Source organism: Streptomyces lomondensis, assembly GCF_014651035.1.
Lineage (GTDB): Bacteria > Actinomycetota > Actinomycetes > Streptomycetales > Streptomycetaceae > Streptomyces > Streptomyces lomondensis.
The window spans coordinates 210,741-232,483 of sequence record NZ_BMWC01000008.1 but is presented as its reverse complement, the minus strand read 5'-3'; the positions used below and the strand labels follow the sequence as shown (position 1 = coordinate 232,483).

Below are 21,743 nucleotides of genomic sequence, written 5' to 3'. Positions count from 1 at the left end.
GAGGGGTTCTTGTCCCGTAGTTCACGGAACTGCTGATTCGCGTCGTGCCCGCATTCGTGACGAGGGAAGGGGGGACTTGTGTGCGAGGCGACGGCCGGTAGGGTCGACTCCGGTTCGCGTCTGGGGCGAGGTGACCCGTCCCGTGCGGCCGAGTGCAGGGCACTGCAGCCTAACGGGACGGAGAGATCGAAGACCCGCGTTTCCGGTTAATGCGACTGAGCCGTCCAGGCGAGTGGGAAGCTCGGTGAGAGTACTGCGGCCAATGTCACACTCTCGCCTACTTGTCCGTACGGAGCCGAAATACGGGTTAAATGTGGCGGCATTGGCCGCGACACAGGACGGGAAGCAGTCCGTCCACGGGGGAAAGCAGGCACCTTCCGACCGGGGAAGTGCGCAGACCGACCGAAAGATGCTCGAGGCGAGGCACACCATGGACGCTCCGACCACCACGTCGGCCGACAACGGCACTTCTGGCGGCGGGGGCGGCTGGTTCACGCCCCGCAAGAAGCCGGAGCCGGGCAGCGAGCCCGGTACGGCAGAGGGGCGTCGACCGGCGGCGATACGCCCGGTGGGTCGACACGCCACCGATCCGGAAGCGCCGGCGGACGACACAGCCGCGCCGCCCGACGCGACGGCCGGCAGCACGCGCACCGGTGGCCGGGAGCCGGAGGGCGAGTCTCAGGACGCGATATCCGCACCCGCCCTCGCATCCACACCGCCAGCCCCCACCCCTGTGACCTCGGGAGTCGCCGCGGCCACATCGCCGCGCCCCGCGCCCATGGCGTTCGCCCCGGCCGAGGAGTCCATCACCTCCACCGCGGCTTCTCCCGCCAGTGCCGCAGCCGAGCCACGCGTTCCCGCCCAGCGGCCCGTACCGGCATCGCCTCCCGGACCGGCCGCCTCCGCCCCGGCCGAGGAAGCGTCTCCGGACGCCGTCCTCGTCCGCCGGGCCATGACCGAGGTCGCCCCCGTGGCCGACAAGGTCACCTCGTACTTCTACGCCCTGCTCTTCGTGCGCCACCCCGACCTGCGGTCGCTGTTCCCGGCCGCGATGGACACCCAGCGGGACCGGCTGCTCAGGGCCCTGCTGACGGCCGCCGAGCACATCGACAACACCGAGGTGCTCGTCGACTACCTGCAGAACCTCGGCCGGGGCCACCGGAAGTACGGAACGCGGGCCGAGCACTACCCGGCCGTCGGCGAATGCCTCATCGGCGCGCTGAGCAAGTACGCCGCCGCCGTCTGGAACGAGGAGATGGAGGCGGCCTGGGTCCGGACCTACACCACGATCTCCCAGATCATGATCGACGCGGCGGCCGCGGACGAGCTGCGTGCCCCGGCCTGGTGGTACGCCGAGGTCGTCACGCACGACCTGAGAACGCCGGACGTCGCGGTCGTCACCGTCCGGCCCGACCAGCCGTACCCCTTCCTCGCCGGGCAGTACACGAGCGTGGAGACTCCCTGGTGGCCCCGCATCTGGCGGCACTACTCCTTCGCCTCGGCGCCCCGCTCCGACGGCCTGCTGTCGTTCCACGTGAAGGCCGTCCCGGCCGGCTGGGTCTCCAACGCCCTGGTGCACCGCGCCCGCCCTGGTGACATCATCCGGCTGGGCCCGCCCGCCGGCACCATGACCGTGGACCACACCACCGACAGCGGCCTGCTCTGCCTGGGCGGCGGCACCGGCATAGCGCCCATCAAGGCACTGGTCGAGGACGTCGCCGAGCACGGGGAACGCCGGCCGGTCGAGGTCTTCTACGGCGCCCGCACCGACCACGACCTGTACGACATCGACACGATGCTCCGCCTCCAGCAGACCCACCCCTGGCTCTCGGTCCGCGCGATCATCGACCAGCAGGCGCACCAGCAGCTCCCGGACGCGATACGCGCCTACGGGCCGTGGAACGAGTACGACGCCTACCTCTCGGGCCCGCCCGGGATGATTCGCAGCGGTGTGGACGCCCTGAGGGACATCGGCATCCCGTCGGACCGCATACGGCACGACTCCGTGGAGGAACTGGTCGCGGCCGGGCCCTGACCCGCCGCCGGTCTCAGCCCAGGTCGGGGGCGTGCATGGCGCGTACGCCCTCGATGTTGCCGTCCAGGTAGTGCCGCAGCGACAGCGGGACGAGGTGGACGGAGGCGATCCCGACCCGGGTGAAGGGGATGCGCACGATCTCGTACTCGCCGATGGGCTCGTCCACCTCGGGGCCGTGCCGCAGCGAGGGGTCCATGGACTCCAGGCGGCAGACGAAGAAGTGCTGCACCTTCACGCCGGTCGCGCCGCCGTCCTCCCCGATGTGCTCCACGGTGTCCACGAAGCAGGGCACGACGTCGGTGATCTTCGCGCCGAGTTCCTCGTACACCTCTCGGTGGAGGGCGTCGACGACGGTCGAGTCGCCGGGCTCCACCCCACCGCCGGGAGTGAGCCAGTACGGATCCATGCCCGGCTTGGTGCGCTTGATCAGGATCAGGTCGTCACCGTCCAGCAGAACGGCGCGGGCGGTGCGCTTGACCACGGGTCGGACGGTCATGGGTGAAATGTGGCCCGGCTGGTTCCACGTGAAACATCGCGAAAGGTCACCGGCCGACCTCCCAGAGTGAGGCACGGTGGTGGGGCGCCCCGCACGCCCGCCGGAGCGACTCCGCGCCCGCCCCGAGCGCCTCAGCACCAGTCGGTCGCTGCTCGCTGCAACCACTCATGAGCACGGGCGATATGGGGCATCGCGAGAGTCCCGGTCCGCACGACCAGGAAGTACGTCCGCAGCGGCGGCACCGCCGGCTCGTGCAGGGCGACGACGTCACCCCGCTCCAGCGCCGCCGCGCACAGATAGCGCGGCAGCACCGCCAGCCCCGCGCCAGCGACCGCACAGGCCAGGACCGCGCGCAGGTCGGGGACGACGACGGTGCCCGGGGCGGCCGGGCGCGAGTCGAAGACGGAGGCCCAGTAGCGGGAGACGAAGGGCAGCGACTCGTGCACCTCCACCACGGGCACCTGCTCCAGGGCCGGCTCCGGCTTGCGGTCCGGCTGCCCGGCGCCGAGCTGTTCGGCCCAGCGCGGGGCGGCGACCAGGACGTGCTCCTCGTCGCAGAGCGCAGTCGCCGTGAGCAGGGCGCCGCGTGGCCGGGCCGTGCTGATGGCCAGATCGTGATGCCCGGCGGAAAGTCCTTCCAGCGTTTCCTCCGCGTTTCCGAAGGAGGCCCGCAGGGCGAAGCCCTGGCCGTCCTCGCCGGTCAGCTCCGTGAGTGCGGGCAGGGCTCGTTCGGCGGTGAACTCCGGAGGCCCGGCGAGGTGCAGCGTCCGTAAGGAGGAGTCGTCGTCGAGGCCGGTCTCGGTGATCTCCACAAGGGCGTCGAGATGCGGTGCGGCCTTGTGGGCGAGTTCGTCGCCGATGCTCGTCGGGGTCACGCCGCGGGCCTGCCGCAGGAACAGGGGGCGGCCCAGTTGCCGCTCCAGCGTCCGGATCTGCGAGGTCACGGCCGGCTGGGACAGACCGAGCAGCGCGGCGGCGCGGGTGAAGGAGCCGGCCCGGTGCACGGTCACAAAGGTCCGCAGCAAGGCCAGATCCACCGGACACACTCCCCTCTTCGGCCCCCGCTCCCGGCCCCCCGGCCGCGCCCAACTATAAATAAGTCGATAGGTCTCTGTCGCTACTGTGATTGGACACTGACAGAGAGTCAACTAGCCTTGGTCGCGCGGTTCTTGCGCGCGGAACCGGGGGACGGTCCGAGCCACGAGGGGGGAGGTTCGGACCGTCCGTCTTTCGTATGCCGATCCCGCGCCCCGACTACACCAGCGCTGTCAGTGCCGCGTCGTACGGTTCGGGCATGGAGCGAACTTCGGGTGCGGGAGTCCAGGCCTACTACGCCGAGTCGGCGGAGCGGCTGGCGACGGTGTACGAGAGCGTCTCGTTCGAGTCGGTGCACGAGGCGCTGCTGGACCTGCTCCCTGAGCCGCCCGCGCGCGTGCTGGACGTCGGAGCGGGGACCGGCCGAGACGCGGCGGCGCTGGCCGGACGGGACTTCACGGTCGACGCGGTGGAACCGGTGACGGAGCTCCGGCGCGTCGCCGAGCGGCTGCACCCGGGCACCGGCGTGACGTGGCGCGCGGGTGCGCTCCCCGAGCTGCACGGCGTCCAGGGACCGTACGACGTCGTCCTGCTGTCCGCCGTGTGGATGCACCTCGGATCGGAGGAGCGCCCCGCCGCCATGCGGCGCCTGGCCGAGCTGCTGGCGCCGGGCGGCACTCTGCTGATCACTCTGCGCCGCGGTGAGCCGCCGGTGGACCGGCGCATGTTCGACATCCCTGCGGAGGAGGTCGCCGGCCACGGAGCCGCAGTCGGTCTGATACCGACTCGCCTCGTGGACGAGGGAGCGGACCGGCTCGGCCGTGAAGCGGTGCGGTGGAACTCCGTGGCGCTCCGGAAAGGGTTCTGACCGCGCTTCCGTGATGGCTACGGCTGGAGGGGACACGGGCTCTGAGCAGGTGGTCATCGACGACTGTGACCTGCCCGCACCTTGGGGCTCAGGCCCGGCCAGAGGGCATCCTGCAGCGTCTCCACCCGCATGACGGCCTCCTCGCCCCCCTTCAGTTCACTGAGGGGGCCGGTCCGGTGTGCGACTAGGGGTGGTGAGAAGAGGCGTCTCCGGCCGTAGCTCCGCCGGCGTGCTGCGGTGTCGTGATGGCGTCAGCTTGCGGCACGCATCAGCGCCGTGGCGTTGTGGATGCCCTGTTCGAGGACCTCGTCGGCAGGTTTCGGGTCGGCCAGGACACGGGAGAGCTGCAGCGCTCCGGCTATCAGGGCGAGGAGGCCGAGCGCCTTCACGCATGCCTGCTGCGGACCGTCGGGCGCCAGGTGGGCGGCGATGCCGTCGGCGACGGCCAGCGGAACACGGCGTCCAAGCCCTTCTCGTCGAACCCGCCAACACCCGGACCGCATTCGACGCGAACGTCGAACAGCCCGACACTTCTCTGCAGGTCTACGCGGACCAGCGGCAAACCTTCGACGCACACTACGCCGCATCGTTCCTGCCCGGGCCTTCGACAAGCAGATCCGCAAGATCAACCAGCTGGCCGGCTGACATCCGCCGCCAGCCTCCCTTCGGATCGATGACGTTCTGCCCGCGATTCCGTGAACCCTCAGGTGGCTCCGGCCGGATGTGCTACTCGGCGTAGCCCTCAAGGAAGCGCGGTCAGAACCCCCGAAGGGGCGGGAATGAGCGGACCAGCCCCAAGGCGGCGTCGCGGCGGGCCGGTCAGCGGGCCGGTCGGTCCGCCGACGTGTCCAGTGCGCGCAGTACGTCCGTCACCAGGTCCTCGGGATCCTCCGCGCCGACCGACAGGCGGATGAAGCCCTCCGGTACCGCGTCCCCGCCCCAGCGTCCGCGCCGTTCGGCCGTGGACCGTACTCCGCCGAAGCTCGTCGCGTCGTCCACGAGCCGCAGCGCGTCGAGGAAACGGTCGGCACGCGCGCGCGTGGGCAGCGTGAACGACACCACGCACCCGTAGCGGCGCATCTGCTGCGAGGCGATCTTGTGCGCCGGGTCGTCTGGAAGCCCGGGGTAGCGCAGCCCCGTCACCTCGGGCCGCTCGCGCAGCGCCTCGGCGAGGGCCAGGGCGGTCGCGCTCTGCCGGTCGACCCGCATCTGGAGCGTCGCGATCGAACGGTGTGCGAGCCAGGCCTCCATGGGCCCGGGAATCGCACCGACGATCTTGCGCCAACGGCGGACGGCGGCCATGGCCTGGGCGTCCCGGCCGACGACGTAGCCCAGGAGGACGTCGCCGTGGCCGGTCAGCTGCTTGGTGCCGCTGGCCACCGCGAAGTCGGCGCCGAGCTCCAGGGGGCGCTGGCCGAGCGGTGTCGCGAGGGTGTTGTCGACGGCCACCAGGGCACCACGCGCGTGTGCCGCCTCGGCGAGCCGCCTGATGTCGCACACGTCGAGCCCGGGGTTCGACGGCGTCTCGATCCACAGCAGCTTCGCGTCGTCGAGGACGTCGAGCTGGGCGTCGCCGCGGGTCGGCGCGGTGCGCACCTCGATGCCGTACGCCTCCAGCTGGGCGCGGACCAGGGGCAGCGCCTGGTAGCCGTCGTCGGGCAGGACGCAGACGTCCCCGGTGCGCAGCTGGGAGAAGAGCACCGCCGAGATCGCGGCCATCCCCGAGGCGAAGACGAGCGTCTCGACCCCGTCCTGGCCGGGCGCCTCCAGCTCGCCGACGGCGCGCTCCAGCAGCGTCCACGTCGGGTTCTCGTCACGGCCGTAGGTGTAGGGGCCGGTCGGGTCGCCCGGCAGGTGGTAGTGGGCGGCGAACACGGGCCCGGGGAGGGTGGGCTCGTACTTGACCGCCTCGGGCAGCCCGGCCCGCACCGCGCGCGTGCCGTCACCGGAGCCGGCGACCACCGGACCCGGCGCGCCTGCCACCTGGCCCGCGTCACCCGGAACCTGACCCGCCTCACCCGGAACCCGCCCCGCGTCACCCGGAACCCGGCCCGCGCCGCCCGTCGAACCGTCTCCGCCACCCGTCGCGGATCCACTCATGCCGCCCGTCCCTCCACGTCCTCGCGCACCGCCGCGAGCAGACCGGTGCTCGCGGCCTCCACCATCTCAAGGCACTCCTCGAAGCCGTCCGTGCCCCCGTAGTAGGGGTCCGGTACGTCGAGGTCGTCCCCGGCGGCGGGGTCGTACGAGCGCAGCAGCCGCACCTTCTGGGCGTCCTGTTCCGTTGGCGCGAGGCGGCGCAGCGCCCTGAGGTGGCCGGCGTCGAGGGCGACGACCAGGTCGAGGCGGGCGAACCAGGACGGCTGGAACTGCCGGGCCGTGTGGCCGGCGGCGTACCCGTTCTCCTCCAGGACGGCCACGGTGCGCGGATCGGCGCCGTCGCCCTCGTGCCAGCCGCCCGTGCCAGCGCTGTCGACCTCGACCAGGCCGCCGAGACCGGCCTCCGCGACGCGTGCGCGGAAGACGGCCTCGGCCATCGGGGAGCGGCAGATGTTGCCCGTGCAGACGAAGCAGACGCGGTACGTCATGCGCGCTCAGTCCTTGTCGGGCAGGACGACGTTCAGCGCCCAGGAGACGACCGAGATGATCAGGCCGCCCAGGACGGCCGTCCAGAAGCCCTCCACGTGGAAGCTCAGGTCGAGCTGGTCGGCCAGCCACGAGGTGAGCAGCAGCATCAGCGCGTTGACGACCAGGGTGAACAGGCCGAGTGTCAGGATCAGCAGCGGCAGGCTGAGGAGCTTGACGACCGGCTTGACCAGGAAGTTCACCAGACCGAAGAGCAGCGCGACGACGATCAGGGTGCCGATCTTCTTGCCCGTACTGTCACCCGTCAGGGTGATCTTTTCGAGCAGCCATACGGCGACCGCCAGGGCACCCGCGTTGGCGATCGTCTTGACTACGAAATTCATCATGTGTCTGATCGTGGCAGACCTGATCGGACATGGGCACAAGAGGCAGGGGCGGACAGGCGATGAAGGCATTCCGGCTGGACGAACTGGAGGCGGAGCGCGCCGCCAATGAGGGCGCCTACCTGCAGTTTCTCCGGGAGCAGAACATGTCGGTCGGCCTGTACGCCCTCGATGCCGGCGCGCAGGATCCACAGAAGCCGCACAATCAGGACGAGGTCTACTTCGTTGTGAGCGGCCGTGCCGCGATCACCGTCGGCATGGAGACGACTCAGGTGGCGCGCGGCAGCGTGGTCTACGTACCGGCGGGCGTCGCCCACAAGTTCCACCACATCACCGAGGACCTCAGGGTGCTGGTGGTCTTCTCTCCGCCCGAGAGCTGAGGCGCCGCCTCCGGGTTCCCTAGGGGATCGGTCAGGGGAGGACAAGGGGCGCGAGGCCCCCGCAGGGCCCCCTCCCGGACCTAGCATCGAGTGCAGGACGTCAGAGATCCAGAAGGACCGACAGGACCCGGCATTCGAACGGGCGGAGAGATGGGGACAAGGGCGATGCGAGAGATCTTCGCGGGGCTGCCGTGGTGGGTGAAGTGGGTCGCGGTGCCGGTCATCGCCCTCGTCGTGTTCGGCGGGCTGATCGCCAGTGTGGTCGGCTTCGTCATCGGACTGCTCTTCAAGGTGCTGGTCTTCGTGGCGCTGGTCGGTGGACTGATCTACGTCGTACGGAAGTTCACCGCCGGCTCCTCGTCGCGCAGCGACTGGTGAGACCGCTGGGAAACCGGTGGGGGTAGCGGGAAACGCCTGGAAGCATCGGTTCCCTCGGCCGGGGGAAGTTTCCCGGCCGGGCCGTCTGCGCGCGGTGGCAGACGAATAGAGTCCGGAACTCGACGCGGGGACATCCCCCGCGAGCGGCGTACACCCCCACCCGTGTTCATCGGCACGGGCTGCCCCCCTCGCGTTTCGGGAGTGACCCTTGACCCCGGCTGACATCGCACCCGTCCACCTCCACGCGGTCCCCGCGCAACCCCGCTCGGCGGCCCCCTCGGAGCCACCGCGTTCCGCCCCACCGCCGCCTCCGGCGACCCTCATCGGATCCGTCCAGCGCGCGATGCGCCTGCTGGAGACTGTCGCCGGGCACGAGTACGGCGCCCCCGCCAAGCAACTGGCCCGCGAGACCGGGCTGGCCCTGCCCACGACGTACCACCTGCTGCGCACCCTCGTGCACGAGGGCTATCTGCGCCGCGAGAAGGGCCTGTTCTTCCTCGGGGAGTCGGCCGAGCGGCTGAGCAGCAGCGGAGCGCGGCAGAAACGTCGCAGCACGGTCGTCGACGCGCTCGCGCACTGGCGGGACGTGCTCGGCGTCCCGGTGTACTACGCGGTGTACCGCGAGGGCGAGATCGAGGTCATGTGCGTCTCCGACACCCCGGGCACTCCGGCGGTCGAGGAGTGGGCCGACTTCCGGGAGACCGGGCACGCGCACGCCATCGGGCAGTGCCTGCTGTCCCAGCTGGACGAGGAGGCCCGCCGCGACCACCTCGACCGCTACCCGGTGCAGCCGCTCACGCCGTACACGGTGCGGGACAACCACAGCCTGCTCCGGCGCCTGGAGCGGTTGCGGCGGATGGAGCCCGTGACCGAGCGTCAGGAATACGCCCTCGGCGCGGTCTGCGCGGCGATCCCGCTCACCCTCGGCACCACGGCCGCGACGGTGGCCATCTCGCTGCCCGCTCACCAGGAGGACCGGCTGCTGCCCGCGGCCCGGCAGTTGCAGAGTGAGATCGGGCGGCTGCTGGGGTCGCTCGCGCTCTCTATCAGTATGTGAAAACTCACTCCTTGTGATCTGCTGTGTACGTTCAGCAAGATTCCACCAAGTGTCAGAGGTTCGTTCCCGGCCAGTCCACGGCGAATGACGGGGTTAGCGATGCGCGAGTCCGTACAGGCAGAGGTCATGATGAGCTTTCTCGTGTCCGAGGAGCTCTCCTTCCGCATTCCGGTGGAGCTGCGCTATGACAGCAGTGATCCCTATGCCGTCCGGCTGACCTTCCACTTGCCCGGTGATGCCCCGGTGACGTGGGCTTTCGGCCGGGAGTTGCTGATCGACGGGGTCGGCCGCCCGTGCGGTGAGGGCGATGTGCGGGTGACCCCCGTCGAACCGGACGCCCTGGGCGAGGTGCTGATCCGGCTTCAGGTCGGCAGCGACCAGGCGCTGTTCCGCTCCTCGACGGCGCCGCTCGTCGCCTTCCTCGACCGCACCGACAAGCTGGTGCCGCTCGGCCAGGAGGGCTCGCTCGCCGACTTCGACGCCCACCTCGACGAGGCCCTGGACCGCATCCTGGCGGAGCAGGGCGCCGGCTGAGACACGAGCCGGCGGCACGGTGGAGTAACGCTTCACCGGATGCCGCCGAGCTGTGCAGGAACGCTTCTCCCCGGGACTCTGGGACTGGGTGAGCGCCTGCCGGTGCGTCAGCGCTTGCGGCGTCGGCCGCCCTTCCCTCCGCGCGCCGGGACCGCGGAGGCCTCCTTCGCGGGCTCCCCTCCCGTGCGGTCGGCCGAGACGACGAGCGCGGCCAGAGCTGTGGTGACCGGCACCGAGGCGACCAGGCCGATCGAACCGACCAGCGTGCGCACGATCTCCTCCGCCACCAGCTCGCTGTTGGCGACCGTCCCGACACTGCTCTGCGCGATGGAGAACAGCAGCAGCAGCGGCAGCGCGGCACCCGCGTAGGCGAGGACCAGCGTGTTGACGACCGAGGCGATGTGGTCGCGGCCGATCCGGATGCCCGCGCGGTAGAGCCCGCGCCAGCCCATCGACGGGTTGGCCTCGTGCAGCTCCCAGACCGCCGACGTCTGCGTGACCGTCACGTCGTCGAGCACACCGAGCGAGCCGATGATGACGCCGGCGAGCAGCAGACCGCTCATGTCGATCGTCGGGTAGAGGCCGTGGATCAGGCCGGTGTTGTCGTCGGTGTTGCCGGTGAGCGCGGCCCAGCCGATGAACAGCGAGCCGAGGATGCCGATCAGCAGCAGGGAGATGAGCGTGCCGAGCACCGCCACGGACGTCCGGGCGGACAGCCCGTGACACAGGTACAGGGCGATGAGCATGATGGCGCTCGAGCCCACCACCGCCACGACCAGCGGGTTCGAGCCCTGGAGGATCGCGGGCAGGATGAAGAAGTTCAGCACCAGGAAGCTGATGGCCAGCGCGACCAGGGCCATGAGACCGCGCAGCCGCCCGACCACCACGACGGCGAGTGCGAAGATGCCGGCGAGCAGCCCCATGGGCAGGCGGCGGTTGACGTCGGTGACCGAGTACTGGAGGTCCCTCGGCGCGGAGGGCTCGTAGGCGACCACGACCTCCTGGCCCTCGTGCAGCTGGCGGGACTGGTCCGGCTGGACGATCTCGGTGAAGGTACGCCCCTTGTCCTTGCCGCTGTCGACCCGGATCGTCGCCCGCTTGCAGGTGCCGTTCTCCTGCTGCACTGCGGAGGAGCCCTCGGCGGTGGAGGTGTCGCCGGTCGGCGGGACGCCCGAGGTGCCGGCCTCCTTGCAGCTCACCTCGACCACCCTGGTGACCGTGGCCTGCTGGGTCTGCCGGTCGAAGCCGACGCCGGTGCGCTCGTGCGGCGGGGCGCCGCCCGGCCACAGCACGGCGAGACCGACCAGCACCGCCGCGGCGAACGGGATCAGGACGGCCGCGATGACCTTGCGCAGATGCATGGAGACGGGCGTGGCCGGACCGTGGCTGTGCGCATGCCCGTGTCCGCCGCCAGGTCCCGAGCCGGAGCCGGGTCCGTGCCCGTGCCCGTCGCCTCCGCCGGGTCCGCCTCCAGAACCGGGGCCCTGTCCACCGGCGGGGCCGGGGCCCTGCCCACTGCTGGGGTCGGCACCTTGGCCGTTGCCGTAGCCGGACCCGTACCCACCGCTGGGGCCGGCACCCTGCCCGCCGGCGGAACCGGGACCGCGCTCACCGCCGGCCCCGGCACCGAAACGCGCACCGGGTCCGTACCCGTGCCCCTGCCTCCGGGCAGGGGCATGCCCGGCCCCGGCGGCGAAATCATGGCCGTCTCCAGGGCCGTTGCCGTTTCCGGCGCCGGATCCGCGGGGCGGTTCGGGCGGTGGGTAAGGGGGACGCTGCGTCGTGGTCACCGACCGATCATCGCAAGAACGAGGGGGGCCCTCTGTTCACCGCGCCAAGATTGCCGCTAGCGTGGAGGCACCTTTTGTACACGCGGGAGCTCGGAGCACCGGGCTGAGAGGGCGCTGACCTCCGTCCCAGCGATGTTTCACATGAAACATCACCGAAGTCGAGTGATGTTTCACACGGAACGTCGGCAGACGGAAACCGCTGCGTCGACCGCCGAACCTGTTACCGGGTAATGCCGGCGTAGGGAGTAGGTCTCATGACCAACAAGGACGCACGCACGCCTGCCTCCGTTCAGGACGGACAGTCCGAGGAGGCCGGGAAGTCCATCGGCTGGCACAAGGCGTACATCGAGGGCACCCGCCCCGACCTGCGCGTGCCGGTCCGCCAGGTGCACCTCACCAACGGGCAGTCCGTCACGCTGTACGACACGTCGGGCCCGTACACCGATCCGCTCGTAGAGACCGACGTCCGCAGGGGCCTGCCGCCGCTGCGCGAGAACTGGATCATCGCCCGCGGCGACACCGAGGAGTACGCGGGCCGCCCCGTCCGCCCCGAGGACGACGGCATCAAGCACACCTCGCCCCGCGGCGGCCTCCGCAACCTCGACGCCGTCTTCCCCGGCCGGCCGCGCCAGCCGCGCCGCAGCAGGGACGGCAAGGCCGTCACGCAGCTCGCGTACGCCCGCCGCGGCGAGATCACGCCCGAGATGGAGTACGTGGCCATCCGGGAGAACGTGTCGCCCGAGGTCGTGCGCGACGAGATCGCGGCGGGGCGGGCCGTGCTGCTGGCCAACGTCAACCACCCGGAGATCGAGCCGATGATCATCGGCAAGCGGTTCCTGGTGAAGGTCAACGCCAACATCGGCAACTCGGCCGTGACGTCCTCCATCGAGGAGGAGGTCGAGAAGATGACCTGGGCGACCCGCTGGGGCGCCGACACGGTCATGGACCTGTCCACCGGCCGCAACATCCACACCACGCGCGAGTGGGTGCTGCGCAACTCCCCGGTCCCCATCGGCACCGTGCCGCTCTACCAGGCCCTGGAGAAGGTCGACGGGCGTGCCGAGGAGCTGACCTGGGAGATCTACAAGGACACGGTCATCGAACAGGCCGAGCAGGGCGTGGACTACATGACGGTCCACGCGGGCGTGCGCCTGGCGTACGTGCCGCTGACGGCGAACCGCAAGACCGGCATCGTCTCCCGCGGCGGCTCGATCATGGCCGCCTGGTGCCTCGCGCACCACAAGGAGTCGTTCCTCTACGAGAACTTCGAGGAGCTCTGCGAGATCCTCGCCGCGTACGACGTCACGTACTCCCTCGGCGACGGCCTGCGGCCCGGCTCGATCGCGGACGCCAACGACGAGGCGCAGTTCGCGGAGTTGAGGACACTCGGGGAACTCAACCGGATCGCGAAGCGTTTCAACGTACAGACCATGATCGAGGGCCCGGGCCACGTCCCGATGCACAAGATCAAGGAGAACATCGACCTTCAGCAGGAGATCTGCGATGAAGCGCCGTTCTATACGCTCGGCCCGCTGACCACGGACGTCGCGCCGGCGTACGACCACATCACCTCCGGCATCGGCGCCGCGATGATCGCCTGGTGGGGCACGGCGATGCTCTGTTACGTCACGCCCAAGGAGCACCTGGGCCTGCCGAACCGTGACGACGTCAAGACGGGCGTCATCACCTACAAGATCGCCGCCCACGCGGCCGACCTCGCCAAGGGACACCCGGGCGCGCAGGAGTGGGACGACGCGCTCTCCGACGCCCGCTTCGAGTTCCGGTGGGAGGACCAGTTCAACCTCGCCCTCGACCCGGACACGGCGCGGGAGTTCCACGACGAGACCCTGCCGGCGGAGCCCGCCAAGACGGCTCACTTCTGCTCGATGTGCGGTCCCAAGTTCTGCAGCATGAAGATCTCGCAGGACATCCGCCGTGAACACGGCGGCAGCAGGACCGAGATCGAGGAGGGCATGGCCCAGAAGTCGAAGGAGTTCGCGGCGAGCGGGAACAGGGTGTACCTGCCGATCGCGGACTGATCCCGCCCTGCCGACCGCACTACGGAAACAGCACGGCGTACCCTGCCCGACCCAAGATCCCTAAGGTCTCTGGCATGGATGGGATCGATGTGGTCAACGGCGTCGTGGGCGCTGTATTCGGCATGTTGTTCGCCGTGCTGTTCCAGCAGCCGCTCCAGGACGCGTGGTACCGCCTGCGCAGACGCTCGACGAGCGCGATCCGCAGCCTGGGTCGCCGGGACGAGTCGGCGCCCGCCTGGCGGGCGTTCTCCCTCGGTCCGCTCCAGACGTCCGCCCTGATCGTCGAGGGCGACGGCGAGCTGCCCATATCACCCGAAACCGTCCATGTGCACGTACTCGACGAGGAGGTGACGCTGCCCCCGGAGATGGCCGGCTGGCGCGACGAGATCGCAGAGGAGAGCGAGCGCCTACAGGCTGAGGGACGCACTCCCCTGTGGAACGGCCCCCGGTACGCCGTCGAATCCCTCGACATCTCGCGTACGGCACTCGAGGAGCGACCCGAAGTCCACCTGAGGCTGCGGCCGACCGACTACTACACCTTCCTCGCCGCGCAGCAACTCGACCGCCGGCTCCCGGACGGCGCGACGCCCAGGTCGCGCTATCTGGACCCGGACGAGCCGCTGAAGGCCCCGGCCTTCCTCCAGTGCAGCCTGGGGGTCAACATCGCGGTCGTCACCGCGGACGACATGCTCGTGGTGACCCAGCGCAGCGACCGGGTCCGTGTGGCACCGGGCGTCTGGAACTCCTCCGTCAACGAAGGACTGGCACGCCACATCGACTCGTCGGGGAGGAACGCACCGGACCTGCACGCGGTGGCCCGCCGCGGTATGCGGGAGGAACTCTCCCTGGAGGCCCAGGAGTACTCGCTCGAACTGCTGGCCTTCGTGCTGGACGTGGAGAGGCGGGGCTGGAGTGCGCACTTCTACGCCAGGTTGCGGGAGCTCGGAAGCACCGATCTGCAAGCACGGATGAGCAGGGGCGTCGCCGACCGCTGGGAGCACCGGACCATCGACTTCGTCCCCTTCCGCCCGGCGACGGTGGTCAGGTACCTGCTGCGCGACGACCGCGTCCACCGGTGGGCGCCGACGGCACCGGCGCTGTACCACCTCGCGCTGGTGCATGCCTTCAGCCGTCGCACGGTCGAGCGGGTCGAGGCCCAGGTCCTTCGCCGTCTGTGAGGACACCGACCGCAGCACCGACCACATGGGTCCGGTGCCGCACGGCGGAGTTCCCGGCTTGCGCTCCCTGATGCGTTCCCCGCGGGAGCGCAAGCCGACGGGCGCTGCGACAGGGCGCCCGCGGCTACTCCGGCTGGTGTTCCGGTCCCCCGAAGTCCGGGCTGGTGTAGTCCGGGCTGCTGAAGCTCGGCCGCGAGCCGCGGCCGCCGTCGTCCGGGCTGGTGAAACCCGGGCGGTCGTAGCCGAGATGTGGGATGCGGCTGATCGGCGCGGACGAGGACGTGGGGTGCAGCGCGGCGGCCGCACCCGGGTCGGCGAGCGCCTCCCGCAGGAAGGGCAGGATGCCCCGCTCCAGCAGGGCCTCGCGCCAGGCCTTCCTGGCCTGCGCCACCTCCCTCTGGAGTTCGCCGTACGGTCCGCTTTCGGCCGTCGGCTTGTTGCGCAGGGCGGTGAGCAGGAGTCCCACCGCGGCGACGAGGATCGCGACCGCAGTGACGGCGCCGAACACCCAGCCCGTGGTGAGCAGGGTCCCGGCGAACGCCTGCCCGGGGTCGAGCATCCGCAGGATGTAGCCGACGAGCAGGAAGATCGCCGCGGCGGTGCCGGCCAGGACGGGCGCGAGGACGGCGACGACGGCGACGGCACCCGCGCCCGCGGTCTCGGCGACCTCGCCCATGGTGGCGGCTAGGCCCGCCGCGCCCGAGTCAGGCTCGGAGGAGCCGGACTCGCGGACGGACGGCGAGGCGGACGGCGCCGGGTGGCGCAGTTCCTCGCGGACCTTGACGTAGTGCCGGTATTCGGTCGACGCGGCCGCTGTGATGAGCGCGGTGGCGTTGAGTGCCATGGTGCGCAGTTGTTCGGGGTTCAGCCGCTGTCCGACAGCGGCCAGTTCCGGACGGTGTGGTGCGGAGCGCAGCGCCTCATCGAGGATCCGCTCGTATTCCTGGCGGTCCTCGCTCAGCAGGTGCTGCGGAACGCTGTTCATGTGCATCCCCCGATGCTCCGTAGGGCTTGTGGCTCGGCATGCTGACGAGCCGTCGGGCAGAAACGGAGGGGAGCCTGCTACGGATAAGCCGATGGTAGAGCGGTGAAGGCAGGCGGTGACAGGGGGTTTACCGAAATTGACCCCTCACCGGTCCGGTCCTGTGACGGGGAACGCCTGCCCAGTGAACGTTCACGTACCCAGCGGCAGTTGCTGGACCAGCAGCTTTCCGGCCATGGTCACGCCGCCGTCCATCGCGATGGCGAGTCCGCCGGCGTAGACATGTGGTCCCTCGACGACGGGGTCGGTGCTGTCCTCGTCGTCCTCGGAGCCGACTTCGCCCAGCAGATACGGAATCGGGCTGTGTCCGTGAACGATGCGGCTGCCCCCGTACGTATCGAGCAGGGAGCGTACGGCGTCGGCGCCGCCCTCGTCGCGGAAGGAGAACCGCTTGGTGAACTTGCGGAACAGGTCCCAGACCTCGTCCGCGTCGTTGCGCGTGAGCGTCTCGCGGACGGTGTCGTTGACTTCTTCGATGGAACGGCCGTAGTCGAGGTAGGCGGTGGTGTCGGAGTGGACGAGCAGGTGGCCGTCGACCTCCTCGACGGCGTCCAGGCGGGCCATCCACTGCAGGTGGTGGTCCTGGAGGCGGTCCATGTCGGTCTTCTGGCCGCCGTTGAGCAGCCAGGCCGCCTGGAAGGTGGCGGTGCCGGCGCCGGAGTTTACGGGGGTGTCGCCGAACCGCTTGGCGCCGAGCAGCAGCAGCTCGTGGTTGCCCATGAGCGCCTTGCAGTAGCCGCCGGCCGCGGCGGCCTCGGCGGACAGGCGCATCACCAGGTCGATGACGCCGATGCCGTCCGGCCCGCGGTCGGTGAAGTCGCCGAGGAACCACAGCCGGGCGGTGCCCGCGCACCAGTGGCCGGCGGCGTCGAGGAGGCCCTTCTCCTGGAGGGCGGCCACCAGCTGGTCGAGGTAGCCGTGCACGTCGCCCACGACGTACAGCGGGCCCTGCCCGGTGGTGGCCTGCGGGGCGGGGGCGTTCTCGGGGTCGACGGTCACCTGGACAGTGTCGCCCCGGTTGACGACGGGAAGGTCGCGCTGGGTCGGCGTGTAGCCCTCGGGGTAGCTCTCCTCGACGGGCGGCGGGGCCACCTCGCCGGGGTGGGCGCTGTGGACGTACGGACCGGTCTCGTGGACGTACGCGGGCACCCGGAAGTCGCGCAACGTAGCCGTCCGCTCCACCTCGGGTCCCTGACCGGCCCCCTGAGTCATCGACCCCTCCACCATCGCGCCGCATCTGCACCGCATCGGACTGCCTGGTCGTAGCGGCCCGTCGGTGTCGTGGGCCCATCATAGGAATGCGGATCGCGCCATGTGATGACCCAGGGGTGGTGAATCAGAGCAAGACTCCAGTTCACCGCGGCTTTCGCCCCGATTGAGCCGGGCTTCGACCACCGTGTGACCGTCCTCGCTCTTCTTCTCTTCGCGAGAACGATCCCTTCTCTCCGGGGGACCAGCCCCGTTTCTCCCCAGGAGTGCGACCTTCCCTTTACCCGGGTCGTGTGGGTGCACCCGGGTGCCGGACCTACGTTCCTTCGGGGGACCGCGGCGGGCTGACCGTCGTGCGCGGCGGGCGTCGCTGCGAGGACGTGCGCACGATCAGCTCCGTCGGTATCACCTGCTCCACCGGACGGTCGGAGTCCACTCCCTCGATGGCGTCGATCAGAAGCTGTACCACCGCTGTGCCGATGCGGCGCGGCTTCAGGGAGAGCGTGGTGATGGGCGGCTCGGTGTTGGCGTACACGGTGGACTCGCTGCAGCAGACGAGCAGCAGGTCGTCCGGTACGCGCAGTCCGTAGCGGCGGGCGGCGGCGAGCAGGTCGGTGCCGTTCGGGTCGAACAGGCCGTAGACCGCGTCGGGGCGGTCGGGCCGGGCGAGGAGGCGGTCGGCGGCGACGGCGCCCGCGCACGGATCGTGCGCCGGGTAGGCCTCGTACACCGGATCCTGGCCGACCCGCTCACACCAGCGCAGGTATGCCGTGGTGGACAGGTGGGTGTACGTGTCCGTGGTCGTGCCGGTCAGCAGGCCGATGCGGCGGGCGCCGGCGTCGGCCAGGTGGTCGAGGATGCCGAGGACGGCGGCCTCGTGGTCGTTGTCGACCCAGGCCGTGACCGGCAGCGAGCCGGCCGGGCGGCCGTCGGAGACGACCGGCAGACCCTGCCGGACGAGTTCGCTGACGACCGGGTCCTGGTCGGAGGGGTCGATGACGACCGTGCCGTCCAGTGCGACGTTCGACCACACGTCGTGGCGGGAGGTCGCGGGCAGGATGACGAGGGCGTAGCCGCGGGCGAGCGCGGCGGAGGTGGCGGCGCGCGCCATCTCGGCGAAGTACGCGAACTCGGTGAAGGTGAAAGGTTCATCCCCGTACGTCGTCACGGTCAGGCCGATGAGTCCCGACTTGCCGGTACGGAGGGTCCGGGCGGCGGCCGACGGGCGGTAGCCCAGCCGGTCGGCGACCTCGCGGACATGGCGCCGGGTGGCGTCCGGGAGCCTGCCCTTGCCGTTGAGGGCGTCGGAGACGGTCGTGATGGACACTCCGGCGGCGGCGGCCACGTCTCTGATACCCGCCCGACCCGGCCGACTGCCTCGACGTGAGGTTTCCGCGCGGCTCACCTGGTGCTTCCCTGCTGCTGTCATGGCGAGCCGATAGTAGGGCTCATGCGGTGGGGTAGTGCGGACGCATATGCGCGCGTTGACAGGCACGTTTCTGCATGATTATTTAACCCCAATTGCTTGGGAAACCAAGGGGGTTGAGCGCTCCCATGGCAGGACGTGCCGTAGCGGCCGTCACGGGCCTGCCAAGTGGCAGATGTTGCGAAGAGGTCTCAACTCACCTGCACGGGGGATGCGCGCCACGGCGTGCACCACCGGCGCGTAGATATATGTGCGGCGCGCCCCCGAATTCGTACGCCTTCGTACGGCGATGCACCTGATGCCGATGGGGCGAAGGAGGCCTGCGGGCGTCGCTCTCCTCAGGGCTGTACGCAGCGGCGCCGAATCCTCATAAGGTGAGGAGTATTGGATGTCGGCGGCGGTCATGGGCCGCCGGTCTTCGCGAGGAGGACTGCGGTGAGCGAGACGAGCCCCAAGCTGCGCGCCGAGCTGGAGGGGATCCCCACCTACAAGCCGGGCAAGCCCGCCGCGGCAGGCGGGCCGGTGGCCTACAAGCTGTCCTCCAACGAGAACCCCTATCCGCCGCTGCCGGGTGTGATGGAGACCGTGACGGCGGCGGCCGGCAGCTTCAACCGCTACCCGGACATGGCCTGCACGGCGCTGATGAACGAGCTGTCCGAGCGGTTCGGCGTGCCCCTCTCTCACCTGTCCACCGGCACCGGGTCGGTCGGCGTCGCCCAGCAGCTGATCCAGGCCACCTCCGGCCCCGGCGACGAGGTCATCTACGCCTGGCGGTCCTTCGAGGCGTACCCGATCATCACGCAGATCAGCGGCGCGACGTCGGTGCAGGTGCCGCTGACCTCCGGTGACGTGCACGACCTCGACGCGATGGCGGAGGCGATCACCGACCGGACCCGGCTGATCTTCGTCTGCAACCCCAACAACCCGACCGGCACGGTGGTGCGGCGGGCGGAGCTGGAGCGCTTCCTCGACCGGGTCCCGGGCGATGTGCTGGTGGTGCTCGACGAGGCCTACCGTGAGTTCATCCGCGACCCCGAGGTGCCGGACGGCGTGGAGTTCTACCGTGACCGGCCCAACGTCTGCGTCCTGCGGACCTTCTCCAAGGCGTACGGCCTGGCCGGGCTGCGCGTCGGGTTCGCCATCGCCCATGAGCCGGTGGCGGCGGCGCTGCGCAAGACGGCGGTGCCGTTCGGCGTGAGCCAGCTCGCGCAGGAGGCGGCGATCGCCTCCTTGCGGGCCGAGGACGAGCTGTTCGGCCGGGTCGGCTCGCTGGTGTGTGAGCGCACGCGCGTGGTCGACGGGCTGCGCGCCCAGGGCTGGACGGTGCCCGAGACCCAGGCCAACTTCGTGTGGCTGCGGCTGGGGGAGCGCACGGTCGCGTTCGCGGAGGCGTGCGAGCAGGCGGGCGTGGTGATCCGGCCGTTCCCGGGTGAGGGCGTGCGGGTGACGGTCGGGGAGACCGAGGCGAACGACATCTTCCTGAAGGTGGCGGAAGGGTTTCGCAAGGAGTTCTGAGGGCTGAGAAGGGCCCTGTTGAGCGAGCCGGTCGGCGCGTCAGACGTCGGCCGGCTCGACGCGTATCAGGTCACCGTCGCGCACGGCCTCGAGCAGGCGGGGGTTGCCGTCCACGACCTCCCGGGCGCCTGTTTCACGTGAAACGGACACCCGTGTGTCGAAGCACACACCAAGGGGTTGACCGTCACAGGGGGACCCCCTCCGGGGCTCGAAAGTGCGTGCTGCATAATGGCTTGTGAATGTGAACGCTTTCACAAGCGTACGTAAGGAGCGGCGACGTGGACCTGGCTTTGGCGCCGGAGACCCTGGCGCGATGGCAGTTCGGCATCACCACCGTCTATCACTTTCTGTTCGTCCCCCTGACGATCTCGCTGGCCGCGCTCACGGCCGGGCTTCAGACCGCCTGGGTGCGGACGGAGAAGGAGAAGTACCTCCGGGCGACGAAGTTCTGGGGCAAGCTCTTCCTGATCAACATCGCGATGGGTGTGGTCACTGGCATCGTGCAGGAGTTCCAGTTCGGCATGAACTGGTCCGACTACTCGCGCTTCGTCGGTGACGTCTTCGGTGCGCCGCTCGCCTTCGAGGCCCTGATCGCCTTCTTCTTCGAGTCCACCTTCATCGGCCTGTGGATCTTCGGCTGGGACAAGCTGCCCAAGAAGATCCACCTGGCCTGCATATGGATGGTCTCGATCGGCACGATCCTGTCGGCGTACTTCATCCTCGCGGCCAACTCCTGGATGCAGCACCCGGTCGGCTACCGGATCAACGAGGCGAAGGGGCGGGCCGAGCTCACCGACTTCTGGCTGGTGCTGACCCAGAACACCGCGCTCGCCCAGGCCTTCCACACGCTCTCCGCGGCCTTCCTGACCGGCGGCGCCTTCATGGTCGGCATCGCCGCCTTCCACCTGGTCCGCAAGCGGCATGTGCCGGTGATGAAGACCTCCCTGCGGCTGGGCCTGGTCACCGTCGTCATCGGCGGCATGCTCACCGCGATCAGCGGTGACGTCCTGGGCAAGATCATGTACGAGCAGCAGCCCATGAAGATGGCCGCCGCCGAGGCCCTGTGGGACGGCGAGAAGCCGGCGCCCTTCTCGGTCTTCGCCGTCGGCGACGTCGACAAGGGCCACAACGTGGTCGCCATCGAGATCCCCGGCCTGCTGTCCTTCCTCGCCAAGGACGACTTCACCTCGTACGTCCCCGGCATCAACGACGTCAACAAGGCCGAGCAGGAGAAGTACGGTCCCGGCGACTACCGGCCCAACATCCCCGTGGCCTACTGGGGCTTCCGCTGGATGATCGGCTTCGGCATGACGTCGTTCGCGATCGGCCTGGCCGGGCTCTGGCTGACCCGCAAGAAGTTCCTGCTGCCACAGCACCTGCGGGTGGGCGACGACGAGGTGCCGCATCTCGTGCTGCTGCCCCACAAGGCGCTCGGACCGACCCTCACCAAGTGGTACTGGCGCATCGCGATCCTCACACTGGGCTTCCCGCTGATCGCCAACTCCTGGGGCTGGATCTTCACCGAGATGGGCCGCCAGCCGTGGGTCGTCTACGGACTGTTCCAGACGCGGGACGCGGTCTCCCCCGGTGTCTCCCAGGCCGAGGTCCTCACCTCGATGATCGTCTTCACCACGCTCTACGCGATCCTCGCCGTCGTCGAGGTCAAGCTGCTGGTCAAGTACGTCAAGGCGGGCCCGCCCGAGCTCACCGAGGCCGACCTCAACCCGCCCACGAAGATCGGCGGCGACACCCGTGACGCCGACAAGCCGATGGCCTTCTCGTACTAGGCCGA

21 protein-coding genes are annotated in these 21,743 nt (G+C 70.0%); 11 read left to right on the top strand and 10 right to left on the bottom strand.

Features of this window, described 5'->3' with window-relative positions; translation table 11 throughout:
• Positions 1-430 precede the first annotated feature (430 nt).
• Entirely contained in the window at positions 431-2,035 is a 1,605-nt protein-coding gene (locus tag IE255_RS26145; RefSeq protein ID WP_190052814.1) for a globin domain-containing protein, read from the top strand.
• A gap of 13 nt (positions 2,036-2,048) precedes the next feature.
• Here the strand turns inward: IE255_RS26145 and IE255_RS26140 are convergent, their stop codons facing one another.
• Together IE255_RS26140 and IE255_RS26135 are read right to left on the bottom strand one after the other, a co-directional pair.
• The gene (locus IE255_RS26140) at positions 2,049-2,531 is read right to left on the bottom strand and encodes an NUDIX domain-containing protein (protein ID WP_190052813.1); all 483 of its coding nucleotides are present in this window, start codon (positions 2,529-2,531) and stop codon (positions 2,049-2,051) included.
• A 131-nt stretch (positions 2,532-2,662) separates the two neighbouring features.
• Positions 2,663-3,568: a LysR family transcriptional regulator gene (locus tag IE255_RS26135; protein WP_190052812.1), complete on the bottom strand. Its 906-nt coding sequence runs from the start codon at positions 3,566-3,568 to the stop codon at positions 2,663-2,665.
• 257 nt (positions 3,569-3,825) lie between these two features.
• Between IE255_RS26135 and IE255_RS26130 the strand changes: the two genes are divergently transcribed.
• Positions 3,826-4,434 carry a class I SAM-dependent methyltransferase gene (locus IE255_RS26130; protein WP_190052811.1) on the top strand — a complete coding sequence of 203 codons (609 nt, stop codon included), beginning with the start codon at positions 3,826-3,828 and terminating at the stop codon, positions 4,432-4,434.
• Positions 4,435-4,685: 251 nt separating this feature from the next.
• Here IE255_RS26130 and IE255_RS26125 read toward each other — a convergent pair whose 3' ends face one another.
• The 4 genes from IE255_RS26125 to IE255_RS26110 all read right to left on the bottom strand — a co-directional run bounded on the left by IE255_RS26125 (position 4,686) and on the right by IE255_RS26110 (position 7,406).
• Complete coding sequence (locus IE255_RS26125) at positions 4,686-4,823, bottom strand: hypothetical protein (protein WP_190052810.1); 138 nt, start codon at positions 4,821-4,823, stop codon at positions 4,686-4,688.
• Positions 4,824-5,253: 430 nt separating this feature from the next.
• On the bottom strand, positions 5,254-6,534 hold the full coding sequence (locus IE255_RS26120; protein WP_229906590.1) for a cystathionine gamma-lyase: 1,281 nt from the start codon (positions 6,532-6,534) through the stop codon (positions 5,254-5,256).
• Entirely contained in the window at positions 6,531-7,022 is a 492-nt protein-coding gene (locus tag IE255_RS26115) for a low molecular weight protein-tyrosine-phosphatase (RefSeq protein ID WP_190052809.1), read from the bottom strand. The genes IE255_RS26120 and IE255_RS26115 overlap by 4 nt, the downstream gene beginning before the upstream one ends.
• Before the next feature lie 6 nt (positions 7,023-7,028).
• A complete protein-coding gene (locus IE255_RS26110; protein WP_190052808.1) occupies positions 7,029-7,406 on the bottom strand; it encodes a phage holin family protein in 378 nt (125 codons plus the stop codon).
• A 59-nt stretch (positions 7,407-7,465) separates the two neighbouring features.
• On the opposite strand from IE255_RS26110, the gene IE255_RS26105 reads away from it, so the two are divergent.
• The 4 genes from IE255_RS26105 to IE255_RS26090 all read left to right on the top strand — a co-directional run bounded on the left by IE255_RS26105 (position 7,466) and on the right by IE255_RS26090 (position 9,752).
• Positions 7,466-7,783, top strand: coding sequence for a cupin domain-containing protein (locus tag IE255_RS26105; protein WP_190052807.1), 318 nt, complete (start codon positions 7,466-7,468; stop codon positions 7,781-7,783).
• A 165-nt stretch (positions 7,784-7,948) separates the two neighbouring features.
• Entirely contained in the window at positions 7,949-8,161 is a 213-nt protein-coding gene (locus IE255_RS26100) for a DUF5326 family protein (protein WP_190052806.1), read from the top strand.
• Positions 8,162-8,483: 322 nt separating this feature from the next.
• Complete coding sequence (locus IE255_RS26095; RefSeq protein WP_229906603.1) at positions 8,484-9,218, top strand: IclR family transcriptional regulator; 735 nt, start codon at positions 8,484-8,486, stop codon at positions 9,216-9,218.
• Between the two features lie 99 nt (positions 9,219-9,317).
• Entirely contained in the window at positions 9,318-9,752 is a 435-nt protein-coding gene (locus IE255_RS26090; RefSeq protein ID WP_190052805.1) for an SsgA family sporulation/cell division regulator, read from the top strand.
• Positions 9,753-9,859: 107 nt separating this feature from the next.
• Here the strand turns inward: IE255_RS26090 and IE255_RS26085 are convergent, their stop codons facing one another.
• Positions 9,860-11,542, bottom strand: coding sequence for a YibE/F family protein (locus IE255_RS26085; protein WP_190052804.1), 1,683 nt, complete (start codon positions 11,540-11,542; stop codon positions 9,860-9,862).
• Between the two features lie 254 nt (positions 11,543-11,796).
• On the opposite strand from IE255_RS26085, the gene thiC reads away from it, so the two are divergent.
• The gene (gene thiC, locus IE255_RS26080; protein WP_229906589.1) at positions 11,797-13,581 is read left to right on the top strand and encodes a phosphomethylpyrimidine synthase ThiC; all 1,785 of its coding nucleotides are present in this window, start codon (positions 11,797-11,799) and stop codon (positions 13,579-13,581) included.
• Between the two features lie 74 nt (positions 13,582-13,655).
• Entirely contained in the window at positions 13,656-14,759 is a 1,104-nt protein-coding gene (locus tag IE255_RS26075) for a hypothetical protein (protein ID WP_190052803.1), read from the top strand.
• 124 nt (positions 14,760-14,883) lie between these two features.
• Here IE255_RS26075 and IE255_RS26070 read toward each other — a convergent pair whose 3' ends face one another.
• From IE255_RS26070 to IE255_RS26060, 3 genes are all read right to left on the bottom strand, one after another.
• Positions 14,884-15,750 carry a hypothetical protein gene (locus tag IE255_RS26070; RefSeq protein ID WP_190052802.1) on the bottom strand — a complete coding sequence of 289 codons (867 nt, stop codon included), beginning with the start codon at positions 15,748-15,750 and terminating at the stop codon, positions 14,884-14,886.
• Positions 15,751-15,933: 183 nt separating this feature from the next.
• On the bottom strand, positions 15,934-17,028 hold the full coding sequence (locus IE255_RS26065; protein WP_267975018.1) for a metallophosphoesterase: 1,095 nt from the start codon (positions 17,026-17,028) through the stop codon (positions 15,934-15,936).
• A 298-nt stretch (positions 17,029-17,326) separates the two neighbouring features.
• Positions 17,327-18,439: a LacI family DNA-binding transcriptional regulator gene (locus IE255_RS26060; RefSeq protein WP_190052800.1), complete on the bottom strand. Its 1,113-nt coding sequence runs from the start codon at positions 18,437-18,439 to the stop codon at positions 17,327-17,329.
• A 432-nt stretch (positions 18,440-18,871) separates the two neighbouring features.
• Between IE255_RS26060 and hisC the strand changes: the two genes are divergently transcribed.
• From hisC to IE255_RS26050, 3 genes are all read left to right on the top strand, one after another.
• A complete protein-coding gene (gene hisC, locus IE255_RS26055; RefSeq protein ID WP_190052799.1) occupies positions 18,872-19,951 on the top strand; it encodes a histidinol-phosphate transaminase in 1,080 nt (359 codons plus the stop codon).
• An 18-nt stretch (positions 19,952-19,969) separates the two neighbouring features.
• A complete protein-coding gene (locus IE255_RS39970) occupies positions 19,970-20,092 on the top strand; it encodes a hypothetical protein (RefSeq protein ID WP_267975017.1) in 123 nt (40 codons plus the stop codon).
• 137 nt (positions 20,093-20,229) lie between these two features.
• Positions 20,230-21,738, top strand: coding sequence for a cytochrome ubiquinol oxidase subunit I (locus IE255_RS26050; protein ID WP_190052798.1), 1,509 nt, complete (start codon positions 20,230-20,232; stop codon positions 21,736-21,738).
• Positions 21,739-21,743 lie beyond the last annotated feature (5 nt).